The following is a 14,320-nucleotide window of genomic DNA, read 5'->3' on the forward strand; positions in this document are numbered from 1 at the left end:
AGTATCTATCTTTTTATCAATGTCAAACCGCTTCGTGGGAGTGTCCCAGATAAGCAGATTGCACACGCGGATCGTTGCTGATTTCCTCAGCACTGCCTTCCAGCATCACTTCGCCTGTACTCAACACATAAGCCCTGTCGGAAATCGCCAGTGCGGCGCGAGCGTTTTGCTCAACCAACAACACGGTTGTACCCCACTCGGAGCGAATCTCCTGAACGATCGTCAATATTTCCTTGGCAATCAGCGGTGCCAAGCCAAGCGAAGGCTCGTCCAGGAGCAACAATTGCGGCCTGGATAAAAGCGCCCGTCCGATCGCCAGCATTTGCTGCTGTCCGCCAGATAGCGTTCCCCCCAGTTGCCATTTCCGCTCTGCCAAAATCGGAAAGCGCTCGTAAACGGTCTGCATTTCTTTGGCGATCTCTTTTTTGCTCGTTTTGGGCATGCGGTGGGAAGCGCCCAGCCACAAATTGTCCTCGACGGTGAGCGTGGAGAAAATTTGTCGGCGCTCCGGCACATGCGCCATCCCGCGCGGCACGACAAGCTCGGCCGGGATTCCGGTGATGTCGGCATCGCGAAACCAGATCTTCCCTTCTTTCGCTCCGTGCAGACCGCAGATGCAATTCAACAGCGTCGTTTTGCCAGCGCCGTTTGCCCCGAGCAGCGAGACGATCTCTCCTTCGTTCACTTGCATCGTAATTCCGTGCAGCACTTCTACAGGACCGTAGCGAGCCGTGACGCCGTCCACTTTCAAGATCGTTTTTCCCATCGTTTTCCCCCCTACTCCTCTTCCGTTCCCAGATAAGCCGCGATGACGCGAGGATTTTCCTGGATTTCACGCGGGGTTCCTTCCGCAATTTTCGTTCCCTGATCGAGAACCACGATGCGGTCGGCGATGGTCATAATCATGTCCATGTCGTGCTCCACCAGCAAAATCGCCGTTCCGCTGTCGCGAATCTCGCAAAACATCCGGCTCATTTCCGCTGTCTCCGTATGGTTCAAGCCAGCCGCAGGCTCATCGAGGAGCAACAGCCTTGGCCCTGCGACCATCGCCCGGGCAATTTCCATCAGCCTCAGCTTGCCGTAGGGCAAACTTCCCGCCAGCCGCTGGGATTCCGTCGCCAGCCCCACTTGCCCGAGCCAGGCATGTGCCTTTTGCTCCATCAGCTTCTCTTCTTTTTTGGCCTTGCCCAAATTCATGCCGCAGGAGAACAGGCTGGAGCTTGTCTTCGTATGCATCCCGACCATGACGTTCTCCAATACTGTCATGTCGTCAAACGTCTGGAGATTTTGAAAAGTTCGGGTAATGCCCAGCCCGGCGTATTCATAGCCCGGCACCTTCGTCATCGGCTTGCTCGCAAAGCGAATTTCGCCAGCGGACGGAGGAATGACGCCGGACACCATGTTGAGCACCGTGCTTTTGCCTGCTCCGTTCGGGCCGATCAGCGCCAAAATTTCGCCTTCGCGCACTTGAAAATCAACCTGATTGACTGCACGCACCCCGCCGAAATCGCGGGACAGCTCTTGTACTTCCAAAAGGGTCGTCATGTTGCCGCCTTCCTTTCCACTCGCTCACCAGACTGTGCTTTGACAGCAGCTTCCTTTGCCTTTTTGGCTTGCGCTTTTTCATAGACGGAACGAATACGCGGCACCAGACCTTCCGGCATAAACATGACAATCAAGACGAGTATGCCGCCGAAAACAATCGTATCGACATCGCCCTGCAAGCCCGGGATGACTTCGCTGAGCAAAATCAGTCCCTCGCTGATAAAGCCGATCAGTACCGTGCCAATCAACGCTCCCCATATGCTCGTCATCCCGCCGATGACAACCATCGTGAGAAATTTGATCGACTCGTGCAGTCCAAAAGGCTGCGGATCGAGTATCCCCATGTAGTGAGCGTACAGACCGCCGGAAATTCCGGCGAACATGCCGCTGACGACGAAAGCGTTCAGCTTGAACTTGCTCACGTCAATTCCCATTGAGGTTGCGGCAATCTCACTCTTGTGAATCGCCCGAAACGCTCTGCCTACCCGCGAATGCAGCAGGTTGAGCGAGAACAGGAGCACACAAGTAACGACCGCCCAGATCAGATAGTACATGGACAGCTCGCTGCCTCCGAAGAACGGAACCTGCGGGATGCTGATCATCCCGCTCGCGCCCCCGGTGACTGGCTCCCATTCGGTAATCCCGATCTGGACGATATAGCCGAATGCCAGCGTCGCCATCGCGAGATAGTAGCCTTGCAACCCCGCTATCGCTCGTCCGAGAATGAAGGCAAACAACCCAGGAACAATTGCCGAGGCGATGAGGCCGACGAATGGCGACAGCCCGTATTTGGTCGTCAACACCGCGGAAGTGTAAGCGCCGATTCCCCAAAAGGCTGCTTGTCCGAGCGAAATTTGTCCAGCCAGCCCCATCACCAGGCACAGCCCGATCGTCACGATGGCATGCAGCCCGATAATAATGCCGACGGAACGGTAATACTCATCTGGCATCACAAACGGGAAAACGATCATCAAAGCGACGTAAATTCCGAAGCCTTTTCCCCATTTTTGCAACAACTGCTTCATCTATAGCCCTCCTTTCCCCACGCTGCGCTCTCCGAAGAGTCCGGATGGCTTCACCAGGAGCATGCCGATCAAGACCAGAAACGCGATGGCGTCCTTCATCCCGGAGCTGACGTATCCGGCTCCAAGCGACTCGACAATCCCGAGCAAAAAGGCAGCCACAGCCGCGCCAAGCGGATTGCCCAACCCGCCGAGAATCGCGGCGGAAAAGCCTTTGATTCCAAGCAGCACACCGATGTCGTAGGAGGTCACGCTCAGCGGTGCGATGACGATTCCGGCAACAGCTCCGGTGGCTCCGCTGATGGCGAAGGCGAGCATGCTCATCTTCGTTGGAGAAATCCCCATCAGGCGGGCTGCCATCGGATTGACCGAACAGGCGTTGATTTTTTTCCCGAGAATCGTCTTTTCCATCAAATACCAGAGGAGAAACAAAATGATAAGGACAGCAGCCAAAATCCAAACGCTTTGCGTCGCGATCGTCACGCCCCCGAACGAGAGGGGTTCGTTGCTTGTAATCGGCTCCAGTGCAAAAGCATCCTTGCCCCAAATAAAGCTGGCGATCCCGCGGATTAAGGTGGAAATTCCTATTGTCAAAATTATCAAACTAATAGGACTAGCTTTTTTCACATAATCAATGACATATTTCTGCATGATGATTCCGATTGCCGTTACTGCCAGAATGGCAAGCAATGCTGCGAGTCCGTAAGGCAAATTCATCCCGATCAAAGCTACCGTAACCATTCCGCCGAGCATCAAAAACTCACCCTGTGCGAGATTGATGACCTTGCTCACGTTGTAAATCGTGATGAAGCCTACGGCAACAATCGCATAAATGCCGCCACTGACGAGGCCGTTTGCGACATACTGCAACAGTTCCGTCATATTCGTGCTGTACCCCCTCTTGTTTCGCGCCTTAACCGCTACCATCTAAAACGCTTACATTTTAATTAATGGAAATATTATTGAAGAAGAAATGCCCTAGCTTGTCACTAGGGCGCTTTCTTCGTAGCAACCGCTTAATGCACAGGTGCAACTTCATACACCGTCTCGAAGAATCGAACTGCCCCTGGATTTAATCGTTGATAATAGTTTTGGAACAATTGATCCGCCTCTTTGCCTAGCCACAGTTCCGGAAGCAGCTCCTGCGGCAAGTCCGGGTCGATAAACAAAAACTTGCGATATTCATGGACGAGCTTCGTCTTTTCCACAAAGCAGTGGCTGTCTGGCACTTCCTCGCCACTGTCTATTTTCGCGGATAGCTGCTCGAATTGTTCGCGGTAGTTGTCAATGAACTCTTTGTACTTCTCGTTGATTTCAGCGATGTTCCAGCACTTTTGCACCAATTGCTTCGGATCGCTCCAGCCCAGATGCTGCGCGCTGAAAATTTCTACATGGTCGGTGATTTCATGCGCCTCGGTCAACTCTTTCACCCGGTCTGCGAGATTGTTCGGGCTGATCCACGTGCTCGTCGTCAGCATCCCGAAGCCCATCCACCCCAGTTCCTTGCGCAGCTGATCCCGCAACGCGCGGCGTTCCTCCGGTATGTTGTAGCTGGCGATGCACCATTTTCCGTCCCAGACATCTGTCTCGACTTTATAAATGCGGGCTGCCGCTTCCTCCAGCCGTTTTTTCCCACGTTCGGATACCGAGTAGTAGCTCTTGTTTCCTACTTTCCTGGATTCCAGCCAGCCTTGGCGGAGCATCCTGGAAATGGCGGCGCGAACAGCCGGTTCGGACAGACCAAATTCTCCCATGAGCCGTGTCAGGCTGCCGATCCAGATCTCGCTCCCGTAATGGCGAACATATTCTCCATAAATCGTAAAAAGCATGGATTGTGGCTTCACGTTCTTCAACCCCCAAATCGATTCATACCTTTATGCTGTGAAATTGTACCATATTCTCTAGAAGGTGCGTGAATCGTTTGAGAGTATGACGATAAAATCGTATAACGTAATTTTAACGTTATTATATTAAAACATTTTAAAAGAGTCAATTTATTCTGTACAATTATTTTCCGCAGCGATTTCTGCCTGGAGCGCTTCAAAGCGCCGCCTGATTTCGTGCTTGTTGAAAATCGCCTGGGTAAACGAACCGACCCCGACGCGATTCCGGGCGGTGTCGGCTGTCACCTCGCACACCACCCGATTTTTCGTGACTTCCTGGCACACGGCTTTGAAGGTCACCACTTGACCCGCTACCGCCGGACCGACATGGCGGATATCCACAGCGAAGCCGGAGCCTTCCTCATCCGCTTCCAAATAAGGCAAAATCACCTGACGCCCTGCCCATTCCATGTAGTAGATCATGCTGACCGTCGACATGACCGGATGCACAACCTCCCCTGCAAACTTGGGCAGCATGTCCTCTGTGACGACCACCGTAAATTCGGCAGTCGTCCCTGGCTTCAGTCCTTCCTTCACGCACATGCACCTCTCGTCACGCGTGATTGCTTTCTACACGCGCTCAATAATCGTCGCGATTCCCTGGCCCACGCCGATACACATGGCAGCCAGACCATAGCGAGCTTCCCTGCGCTCCATCTCGTACAAAAGCGTGGTCAGGATACGTGCGCCACTAGCTCCGAGCGGATGCCCCAAAGCAATCGCGCCGCCATTGACATTGACCAGATCAGGATTGACTCCCAGCTCTTGCACGCAAGCTACCGCTTGTGCGGCAAAAGCTTCGTTAAATTCAAACAGGTCGATATCGGCAAGCGACAGTCCCGCCTGCTTCAACGCCTTGTGCGTAGCCGGAATCGGCCCAATCCCCATGACAGAAGGATCAACGCCTGCCACTGCGGAAGCGACGATGCGGGCGCGCGGTTTAAGCCCAGCAGCCAAAGCCGCCTTTTGCTCCATGATAAGCAGGGCGCTTGCCCCATCGTTCAAACCGCTGGAATTGCCCGCCGTAACGGTGCCGTTTGCCTGAAAAGCTGGCTTGAGCTTTTGCAGTTGCTCTATCGTCGTCTCCGGGCGAGCGTGTTCGTCGCGGTCAAACAGCGTGACATCCCCTTTGCGCCCTCTCAGCTCGACAGGCACAATCTCTGCTGCCCATTTTCCTTCCGCCAGTGCTCTCGCGTAGTTTTGCTGGCTTCGCAGCGCAAACTCGTCCTGCGCTTCGCGGCTGATCCCGTATTGCTCGGCAACCTTTTCGGCTGTTTCGCCCAAGCTGATCGGCGGATACAGCTCGTTCATTTTATCGTTCACCAGCCGCCAGCCGAGCGTCGTGTCCACCAGTTGCTGATTTCCGCGCTGAAAAGCCGCTCCAGGCTTCATCATGACCAAAGGTGCGCGCGTCATGCTCTCCAGTCCGCCGGCAATGTACACTTCGCCAGCGCCTGCCTTGATCGCGTTCGCGCTTTGGTTCACGGCTTCCAGCCCAGAGCCGCACAAACGGTTGACAGTCACGCCAGACACTTCGACAGGCAAGCCAGCCAAAAGCAGCGACATCCGCGCCACGTTGCGGTTATCCTCGCCCGCCTGATTGGCGCACCCCATCATGACATCGTCAATCGTTCCTACATCAAGCGGATTTCGTTCCAGCAATTTTTGGATAACCAAAGCGCCCAGATCATCCGGGCGCACCTCTTTCAATGCTCCGCCAATCCGTCCGATCGGTGTGCGTATCGCATCGATAATGACAGGTGTATTCATCTTCCACTCCTCCAGTACAGTAGGACATCCCGATTCATCTACAACGCTTCGACCAGCGTAGCCAGTCCCTGTCCGCCCCCGATGCACAGCGAAACGATTCCGTATTTCTTTTTGCGGCGGCGCAGCTCGTACAGGAGCGTGCCTGCCAGACGAGCGCCGCTCATGCCGAGCGGGTGGCCCAAGGCGATGGCACCGCCGTTCACATTGGTCTTCTCTGGGTCAAGCCCCAGCTCGCGCATGCAGGCGAGCGACTGGGAGGCAAAAGCTTCATTCAGTTCAAACAGATCAATGTCTTCGACAGACAGCTTGACCTCGGCGAGCAGCTTGCGGATGGCTGCGACTGGTCCTATGCCCATAATGCGCGGGTCGACGCCAGCGCAAGCAAAATGCACGATGCGTCCCAAAGGCGCGGTACCCGAACGCTTCAACATTTCCTCATTCATGAGCAAAAGAGCCGCCGCGCCATCGTTGATCCCGGAGGAGTTGCCTGCGGTCACGCTGCCGTTTTTGCGAAAAGCAGGGCGCAGCTTGGCAAGCGACTCCACACTGGAATCGCGGCGCGGGAACTCATCTGTATCAAACAGCGTTTCTTCGCCTTTTTTTCCTCGCAAAACTACCGGGATGATTTCTTCCTTGAACAAGCCGGCATCGATCGCCGCGATAGCACGTCTCTGGCTTTCGGCAGCAAACAAATCTTGATCCTCGCGGCTGATGCCGAACTTTTCGGCAACGTTTTCCGCCGTATCGCCCATGGTCAAATCTCCGTAGAGCGACACAGGCGCAGAGCGCGGGCCGCCGAACGATTCCATCAGCGTCTGTGCCCCGCGCTGGTACGGCTGCTCGAATTTCTCCATGATGTACGGCGAGCGCGTCAAATTTTCTACTCCGCCCGCAAGCATCGCCTGGCTGTGTCCGGTCTGGATGGACTGTGCAGCCAGATTGAGCGCTTCCAATCCGGAGGCGCAGACCCGGTTCACTGTCAGTCCCGGCACGCTCTCCGGCAACCCTGCTTTCAACAGACCTACGCGCGCGATATTGATGAACGGCCCCGCGGAAATGACGTTCCCCATAATGACTCCGTCGATAGCATCGCCTGTTTGCCCTGCCTGCGCCAAGGCGCCATTCAGCACGAGCGCAGTCAAATCATCCATAGGCGTATGCTTCAGACTGCCCCCGAGCTTGCCGATCGGCGTGCGAACGGCGGCAGCTACGTATACGTCGTTTCTGTTCATCGTCATGCCTTCGCCTCCGCCTTGCTTTCGTATGCGTAAAAACCTTGCCCGCTGCGTACGCCGACTCGCCCCGCCAGCACGAGCTTGCGCAGCAGCGGAGCTGTACGGTAGCGCTCTTCCGCGAGGTCGCGCTGCAAGCCTCTGGAAATCGCATAAATCTCGTCCAATCCGATGCGATCCGCCCATTCCAGCGGACCATACGGATAGTTGGTGCCTTTTTTCATGGCAATATCAATATCGCGGGCAGTCGCCGCCTTTTCCATCAGCGTAAAAGCCGCTTCATTAATAATCAGGGAAAGAATGCGCGGGAAAACCAGCCCGACCTCGTCGTTGACGGCTTCCGTTTCTTTGCCAAGCGACTGGAAAAAAGCTTCCGCTGCTTGCAGCGTCTTCGCTTCTGTTTGCAGCGCCGGAGCAAGCTCAATCAGCTCCCGCTCCACCAGCGGAACCAGCGTGCCGAACCCGCACACCCGCTCGGGATGCTTCGTCCAGGAAGCGACCTCTGTCGCCGTGATCGCAAGCGAAGTCGTGAGAATCGGCACATCAGGGGCAAGCAAGCTGTCCAACTGGCGAATCTCCTCAGCCTTTTGCTCTAAATCGAGATTGCTGACCTCCACTGCGAACGCCACCGCCGCAGAATTTGTGGCGGCTTGCGCCAGGGACAGCACTTGATATCCTTTTTCTGCAAAAAGTTGGTGCAGCTCTGCAAAAAGCGGGCTTGTGCCCGTCAGCACGACCGCCTTATTTGTCATAGTCATAGAAGCCTTCCCCCGTCTTTCTGCCCAAGCTGCCGGCCTGAACCATCCGCTGCTGAATCCGGCTGGGCTTAAATCGTCCTTCATGGAAGAAGTCGGTGTACACCGATTCCGTTGTGGCAAAATTGATGTCGATGCCGATCATGTCCTGCAACTCAAACGGACCCATTTTGAAGCCGCCTGCGCGTTTCATGATTCGGTCGATCTGCTCTACCTCTGCCACATGGTCGCCCAAAATGCGCAACGCCTCGTTATAGTACGGACGCGCGATGCGATTGACGATAAATCCGGGCGTGTCTGTCACCAGCACGGGCACCTTGCCCAGTTCTGTTGCGAAGCGATACGCCGCCTGCACGTTGTCTTCGCTCGATTTTTTGCCGCGGATTACTTCGACGAGCGGCATGACTGGCGCAGGATTGAAAAAATGAAACCCGAGAATGCGCTCGGGATGAGGAAGCCCTCCAGCAATTTGCGTAATGGAAATGGAGGAAGTATTGGTCAGCAAAAGCGCGTCCGGTCTGCAAATGCGGCTTAGCTCGCTGAAAATGCCCTTTTTCAAATCGAGCCGCTCCGGCACGGCTTCGATGACAATATCGCACGCCGCCAGTTGTTCCATCTCTGATACGAGCTTTGCCCTGTCCAGCATGTCCGCTTTTTCCTGCTCGCTGATTTTGCCTTTTTCCACATCTTTTCCCGTGATCGATTGCAAGTAGGTCAGCGCTTTGTCCAAAACCGCCTGATTGGCATCCAAAAGCACGACCTGATGTCCTTTGCGAATGCAGACGAGAGCGATCCCCGCTCCCATCGTGCCCGCACCGATAACGCCTACTGTTTTTGTATTCACTAGACTTGTGCCTCCCTTCGCCTAACGACCCGTAAAACGGGGAGCGCGTTTTTCCATGAAGGCCGCTACCCCTTCCTTGTGATCGGCTGTGCTGCCCGCAGCCTCTTGTGCGTAGGCTTCGTAGGCCAACGTCTCTTCCAGTCCCATTTCCAGCCCTTTGTACATCGCGCGCTTGATCAGCCCGATGGCTCTCGTCGGCAAGGCAGCCAGCTTGCGCGCATAGGCGAGGGCATCTTCCATAAAGCTCTCTGCCGGATACACCTGATTGACGAGTCCGATGCCGAGAGCCTCTTGTGCCGATACTTTTTCTCCCGTCATCGCCAGTTCCAGCGCCTTGCCGATTCCGACGATGCGCGGCAGGAAGTAGCAACCGCCCGAGTCTGGAACAAGTCCGATGCCCACGAACGCATTGACAAAAGACGCTTTTTCCGAAGCCAAGCGAATATCGCAAGCGAGCGCCACACTCATGCCCGCTCCTGCTGCCACGCCGTTAACTGCCGCAACAATCGGCTTCTCCGTTTTGTGCATCTGCAAAATCATCGGATTGTAACGCTCGCGTAAAAATCCGCCGAAATCCACGTCTCCGCCAGAAACTTCGCTCAGGTCCTGTCCGGCATTGAAAGCCCGGCCTGCGCCTGTGAGCAAAATGCAGCGAACAGCGTCATCCTTTTGCGCCTGTTTGAGCGCCGCAATGATTTCCTTGTGCATGACTTCTGTAAAAGCGTTGAATTTATCCGGTCGATTCAAGGTGACAATCGCTACGCCTTCTGACACTTCATACAGAATCGTTTCGTACATGGCCGCCTCCTAATTACCCGTAAACCGGGGTTTGCGCTTGTTCAGGAAAGCTTGCATTCCTTCCTTGCGATCCTCGCTGGCGAGCAGCAAATAAAAGCCGTTGCGTTCATAGTCCATGCCCTCGGCAAGCGGCAAATCCTCGGCTTTGTGCACCGCCTTTTTGATCACCTGTACAGCGAGCGGGGGCTGAACGGCAATTTGCTTCGCCAGCTTGAGCGCTTCCTGAAAATACGCCTCCACTGGCACGACGCGATTGACCAGCCCGTAGCGCAACGCTTCTTTGGCCGATATCGGTTCTCCCGTCAGCAGCATTTCCATTGCCTTGCGCATTCCCACCGCACGGGTCAGCCGCTGCGTTCCGCCCGCTCCCGGCATGACGCCAAGCTTGATTTCCGGCTGGCCGATGACGGCTGTCTCCGAAGCGATGACGATATCGCAGTTCATCATCAGTTCACAGCCGCCGCCCAGCACGAAGCCGCTAACAGCGCCGATGATCGGCTTGGAAATAAGCGACATGCGATCCCAGACGGCAAACTGGTCGCGCTTCATGATCTCGATTGCCGATGCCTCTGCCATTTCGTTGATGTCCGCTCCCGCTGCGAACGCTTTGTCATTGCCAGTGAGCACGATCACGCGAATGTCCGGGTCCCGATCCAGCCGTTCCAGCTCGGCGACCAGTTCATCAATCAACTGCAAATTCAGTGCGTTAAGAATCTTCGGTCGATTCAAGGTAATAATACCGATACCGTCTTCGCTGGCCGTTTTGATATATTCGTAAGCCATGCGCTGTTCACACCCTTTTTCGCAGGTAGTCGAGTCGTTAGGAAACTCGCCAGCTAGATCGCTGCCTGGGCTTTGCCCCGATTGTCCACAATGCGAATCGCCTTTCCTTCGCTGCGCGTCAAGGAATTTGGTTGTTGAATCCGCAGCACGACAGACACACCCAACGTATTTTTGATCATATGCCCAATCTCTTTTACAAGATGCGACAAAGCAGCGCTTTCATTTCCGTTGATTTCACTGGCGTACTTCTCGGTCAGCTCGCAGTGCACCTCAAAGCGATCCAATGCCCCGTCGCGCTCGATCACTACCTGATAGTGCGGAGCCAACTGGTTAAAGGTCAGCAAAACAGACTCGATCTCGGTCGGGAACACATTGACGCCGCGAATGATGAGCATATCGTCTACACGGCCTTTGATGCGGGACATGCGCATGGTGGTGCGGCCACACTTACAGGGTTCCGGGTTGAGCGATGCGATATCTCCTGTGCGATAACGAATGACAGGGAATGCTTCTTTCGTCAAGGAAGTGAAGACAAGCTCGCCTTCTTGTCCATGCGGCAGCACTTCACCTGTATTCGGATCGATGATTTCTGCGTAGAAATGATCTTCCGCAATGTGCAAGCCATCCTGGGCCTCGTGGCATTCGATCGATACGCCCGGTCCCATGACCTCGCTCAATCCGTAAATGTCCACCGCCTTGATGTCGAGCGCTTCTTCGAGCTGAACGCGCATTTCCTCCGACCATGGCTCGGCCCCGAAAATGCCGTACTTCACGCTTGTCTCCCGCGGGTTTATGCCTTGCTTTTTCATTTCTTCGACGATGTTGAGCACGTAAGACGGAGTGGCTGCAATCCCGCGTGGCTGGAAGTCCTCGATCAGTGTAATTTGCCGGGAAGTATTGCCCCCGGATACAGGAACCGCTACCGCGCCCATGTGCTCGATTCCGTTATGCAGACCGAGTCCGCCCGTAAACAGGCCATAACCGTAAGCGTTGTGGAAAATATCCCCTGGCTGGCCGCCCGCACAGCAAATGGCGCGCGCGACGATTTCCGCCCAGTTTTCCAGGTCTTTCTTCGTGTAGCCTACAACAGTCGGCTTGCCTTTTGTGCCGGACGAACCGTGAATGCGCGCTACTTCCTTCATGTCCACAGCGAACAGCTTGAACGGATAATTTTCTCGCAGATCGGTTTTTTTCATGAACGGCAGCTTCTGAATGTCTTCGATGGACTGGATATCTTCCGGTTTTACGCCTGCTTCGTCAAAAGCTTTTTGATGAAAAGGCACTCGTTCGTAGACGCGCGCCACCGTTTCTTTCAAACGCTCCACTTGAAGCTTGGTCAGCTCTTCTCTTGACAACGTTTCCATTTCTGTATTAAAGATCATGCCGTTTCCCTCATTCCGTCACGTTATGTCTTTGTAGCTATCGCCTATTCTCCCTTGAACACAGGCTTTCTTTTTTCGCGGAAAGCTTCCAGCGCTTCCAGGCGGTCTTTCGTTGGGATAATGACTTCATAGCACATCGTTTCCACGTCCAGCCCTGTTTGCAAATCGACGCTGCTTCCGCGGTCGATGGCCGCCTTTGCCTGATAGACGGCGAGCGGTGCGTTGCCGAGAATCTCTTGGGCCAGCCCCATTGCCAGCTCCAGCAATTGTTCCCCGTCTTGCGCAACTCCATTCAATATCCCCAAGCGGCAAGCTTCATTCGCCTGAATGCGCCGGGCTGTCAAAATCAGTTCCTTCGCCTTCGCCGGACTGATCAAACGCGACAGACGCTGCGTTCCGCCCGCTCCGGGAATGATGCCCAGACTGACCTCGGTCAGCCCCATTTTCGCTTCCTCCACGGCGTAGCGGAAATCACAAGCGAGCGCTAGTTCAAATCCACCACCGAAAGCGAAGCCGTTGATCAACGCGATCGTCGGCTGCGGCAATCGTTCCAGCGCGGTGAACACATCGCGAATTTTGCGAACGTTTCTGCGGACTTGCTGTTCGTTCAGCGTGCGCCGCTCTTTCAAATCAGCTCCTGCGCAAAACGCCCGGCCTTCGCCTTTTATCAGCAGCACCCGAATGTCTTTTGAATCAAGCCGCACTTGTTCAATCAGATCACCCAGCCGCTCCAATGTAGCGTAGTTCAGTGCATTCAGCTCATCCGGACGGTTGAGCGTGATGATCGCCACATGGCCGTCTCGTTCAAAGCGAACCGTTTCTTCCACTTCTATCCCCTCCTCGTGCAACCATTCTCTTTAGCTTCGATTGGGATTGACCCGCGCATACGTTCCCGTGGCAAAAGCAACGAGCTTGCCGTCACAGGTGACGCGCGCCTCCATAATGATCAGGCTCTTGCCCTGCTTCAAAACGCGAGACTCAGCTTCCAGCCTCTCCCCGCGGGCAGGGTACAAATATTGAATTTTGCTCTCTACCGTAACGCATTGCTGCACGCCGTCTACATGTGGCGCAGCTCCATGTCCCATCGCTACGTCAGCCAACGTCGCCGTCACGCCACCATGTACGACCCCATCTATGCTGTTGAACAGTTCAGGGCGAATTTTCAGTGCTACCTTGCAGCCCTGCTCATCTCGGTGTACGACTTCTATGCCCAGGTAGTGATTGAATCGATTGCGGATTTCCACTGTCATCCTCTCGCCCCCGTGTCTGGTATCCTCGTGAAACAGGGAAAGGAGCCTGTGCACGCGGCATTCGGCTTCCTTTCTCCGTTTTGTGTGTGCATTTGGTTATTCCTTGTCGTCCAGCGAAATGAAGTATTCATTTTTCCGATAAGCCAGTGCGTCCAATGTCGCTACCAGGCCGTGCTCGGATTCTACGCGGATGCGGTACCAGGCTGTCCGGTTGTTCTTCTTCTCTTCCGTAGCCGTTGCCACAAGCCGGTTTCCTTTCATTGCTGCGGCCAAAAATCCGATGTTCATCGAGAGCGCAACAGATGTTTTTCCGTAGGAGTTACAGGCTGCGGCAAAAACAAAATCAGCCAGGGAGAAAATGATGGCGCCGTGCGCTGTACCGTGCGCATTCAACATATGATCGGCCACCGTCACCTCTGCTGTCGCAGTCCCCTCGCCAAGCTCGATCAGCTTGACCCCCAGAAACTGGGCGAACTGGTCTTGTTTCAGCTTTTCGCAAATCTCGTCGTAATGTTTATGATGCAGCTCGCGCTCGTCAACAAACGATTTTGTTCCCATACGTTAAACCACTTCGGCAAAATGCATGGACACTACTTGGCCTGCAAAGCCGCGCAAGTCTTTTCCTGCTGCACGCCCCTCTGGAGATGACAACGCTTCCAACAAGGCTTCCTTCGTTTCAAAGTACATTTCTGCGAGCAGATGCAGATCGGATTCGCCCATCGGCGTGCCGTATACTTTGCTTACCTCCATCTTGATCAAGCCAGGCATTTTCTCAGCGAGTGCAGCGTGCACTTCAAAATAGTGCTTGTCAAAAGCCTCGATATCTTCCGGCTTGCGATAAATTGCCACCAATTTCACCATTGCGATCCCTGCTTTCATTCATTTATTTTCACAAAATATGTGACGACTTAATAATATAACGTTATTTTAACGCATGTTGATATTTTTATTATATAAAGCCTTGTAGATAGGTGCAAGTATTTTTCAAAAAGCGAGAAAACTCTGTCTGCTCCCTCCCTTCCCGAAAAGCCGCTCCTATCCCATGCTTATCTCAAT

At 54.4% G+C, this 14,320-nt stretch carries 17 protein-coding genes; all 17 read right to left on the bottom strand.

The genetic code is table 11. From position 1 onward, the window contains the following. Positions 1-22: 22 nt before the first annotated feature. The 17 genes from HP435_RS24380 to HP435_RS24460 all read right to left on the bottom strand — a co-directional run bounded on the left by HP435_RS24380 (position 23) and on the right by HP435_RS24460 (position 14,125). Entirely contained in the window at positions 23-766 is a 744-nt protein-coding gene (locus HP435_RS24380; protein WP_122964325.1) for an ABC transporter ATP-binding protein, read from the bottom strand. A gap of 11 nt (positions 767-777) precedes the next feature. Then, positions 778-1,545, bottom strand: coding sequence for an ABC transporter ATP-binding protein (locus HP435_RS24385; RefSeq protein ID WP_122964324.1), 768 nt, complete (start codon positions 1,543-1,545; stop codon positions 778-780). Beyond that, positions 1,542-2,570 carry a branched-chain amino acid ABC transporter permease gene (locus tag HP435_RS24390; RefSeq protein WP_122964323.1) on the bottom strand — a complete coding sequence of 343 codons (1,029 nt, stop codon included), beginning with the start codon at positions 2,568-2,570 and terminating at the stop codon, positions 1,542-1,544. The genes HP435_RS24385 and HP435_RS24390 overlap by 4 nt, the downstream gene beginning before the upstream one ends. Beyond that, entirely contained in the window at positions 2,571-3,449 is an 879-nt protein-coding gene (locus HP435_RS24395; protein WP_063230851.1) for a branched-chain amino acid ABC transporter permease, read from the bottom strand. Between the two features lie 134 nt (positions 3,450-3,583). Then, a complete protein-coding gene (paaX, locus tag HP435_RS24400) occupies positions 3,584-4,411 on the bottom strand; it encodes a phenylacetic acid degradation operon negative regulatory protein PaaX (protein ID WP_122964322.1) in 828 nt (275 codons plus the stop codon). A 150-nt stretch (positions 4,412-4,561) separates the two neighbouring features. Beyond that, the gene (locus HP435_RS24405) at positions 4,562-4,987 is read right to left on the bottom strand and encodes a thioesterase family protein (RefSeq protein WP_122964321.1); all 426 of its coding nucleotides are present in this window, start codon (positions 4,985-4,987) and stop codon (positions 4,562-4,564) included. Positions 4,988-5,020: 33 nt separating this feature from the next. After that, positions 5,021-6,220, bottom strand: coding sequence for a thiolase family protein (locus tag HP435_RS24410; protein WP_122964320.1), 1,200 nt, complete (start codon positions 6,218-6,220; stop codon positions 5,021-5,023). Between the two features lie 38 nt (positions 6,221-6,258). Beyond that, complete coding sequence (locus HP435_RS24415; protein ID WP_122964319.1) at positions 6,259-7,458, bottom strand: thiolase family protein; 1,200 nt, start codon at positions 7,456-7,458, stop codon at positions 6,259-6,261. Further along, positions 7,455-8,210, bottom strand: a complete 756-nt coding sequence (locus HP435_RS24420; RefSeq protein WP_122964318.1) for a 3-hydroxyacyl-CoA dehydrogenase family protein — start codon at positions 8,208-8,210, stop codon at positions 7,455-7,457. The genes HP435_RS24415 and HP435_RS24420 overlap by 4 nt, the downstream gene beginning before the upstream one ends. After that, positions 8,194-9,051, bottom strand: coding sequence for a 3-hydroxyacyl-CoA dehydrogenase family protein (locus HP435_RS24425; protein ID WP_122964317.1), 858 nt, complete (start codon positions 9,049-9,051; stop codon positions 8,194-8,196). Before HP435_RS24425 ends, HP435_RS24420 begins: the two co-directional genes overlap by 17 nt. Positions 9,052-9,072: 21 nt before the next feature. After that, positions 9,073-9,849: an enoyl-CoA hydratase-related protein gene (locus HP435_RS24430; RefSeq protein ID WP_122964316.1), complete on the bottom strand. Its 777-nt coding sequence runs from the start codon at positions 9,847-9,849 to the stop codon at positions 9,073-9,075. Between the two features lie 9 nt (positions 9,850-9,858). Continuing rightward, positions 9,859-10,632 carry an enoyl-CoA hydratase-related protein gene (locus HP435_RS24435; RefSeq protein ID WP_122964315.1) on the bottom strand — a complete coding sequence of 258 codons (774 nt, stop codon included), beginning with the start codon at positions 10,630-10,632 and terminating at the stop codon, positions 9,859-9,861. Positions 10,633-10,685: 53 nt separating this feature from the next. Then, positions 10,686-12,014, bottom strand: coding sequence for a phenylacetate--CoA ligase PaaK (paaK, locus tag HP435_RS24440; RefSeq protein WP_122964314.1), 1,329 nt, complete (start codon positions 12,012-12,014; stop codon positions 10,686-10,688). 44 nt (positions 12,015-12,058) lie between these two features. Further along, the gene (locus tag HP435_RS24445; protein ID WP_063230841.1) at positions 12,059-12,841 is read right to left on the bottom strand and encodes an enoyl-CoA hydratase-related protein; all 783 of its coding nucleotides are present in this window, start codon (positions 12,839-12,841) and stop codon (positions 12,059-12,061) included. Between the two features lie 30 nt (positions 12,842-12,871). Next, positions 12,872-13,264 carry a PaaI family thioesterase gene (locus HP435_RS24450; RefSeq protein WP_063230840.1) on the bottom strand — a complete coding sequence of 131 codons (393 nt, stop codon included), beginning with the start codon at positions 13,262-13,264 and terminating at the stop codon, positions 12,872-12,874. Positions 13,265-13,360: 96 nt separating this feature from the next. Next, entirely contained in the window at positions 13,361-13,822 is a 462-nt protein-coding gene (locus HP435_RS24455) for a hotdog fold thioesterase (RefSeq protein ID WP_063230839.1), read from the bottom strand. 3 nt (positions 13,823-13,825) lie between these two features. Continuing rightward, entirely contained in the window at positions 13,826-14,125 is a 300-nt protein-coding gene (locus HP435_RS24460; RefSeq protein WP_122964313.1) for an EthD family reductase, read from the bottom strand. Between the last annotated feature and the right edge of the window lie 195 nt (positions 14,126-14,320).

The sequence above is a fragment of the Brevibacillus sp. HD3.3A genome, assembly GCF_013284375.2.
GTDB classification, from domain to species: Bacteria; Bacillota; Bacilli; order Brevibacillales; family Brevibacillaceae; genus Brevibacillus; species Brevibacillus parabrevis.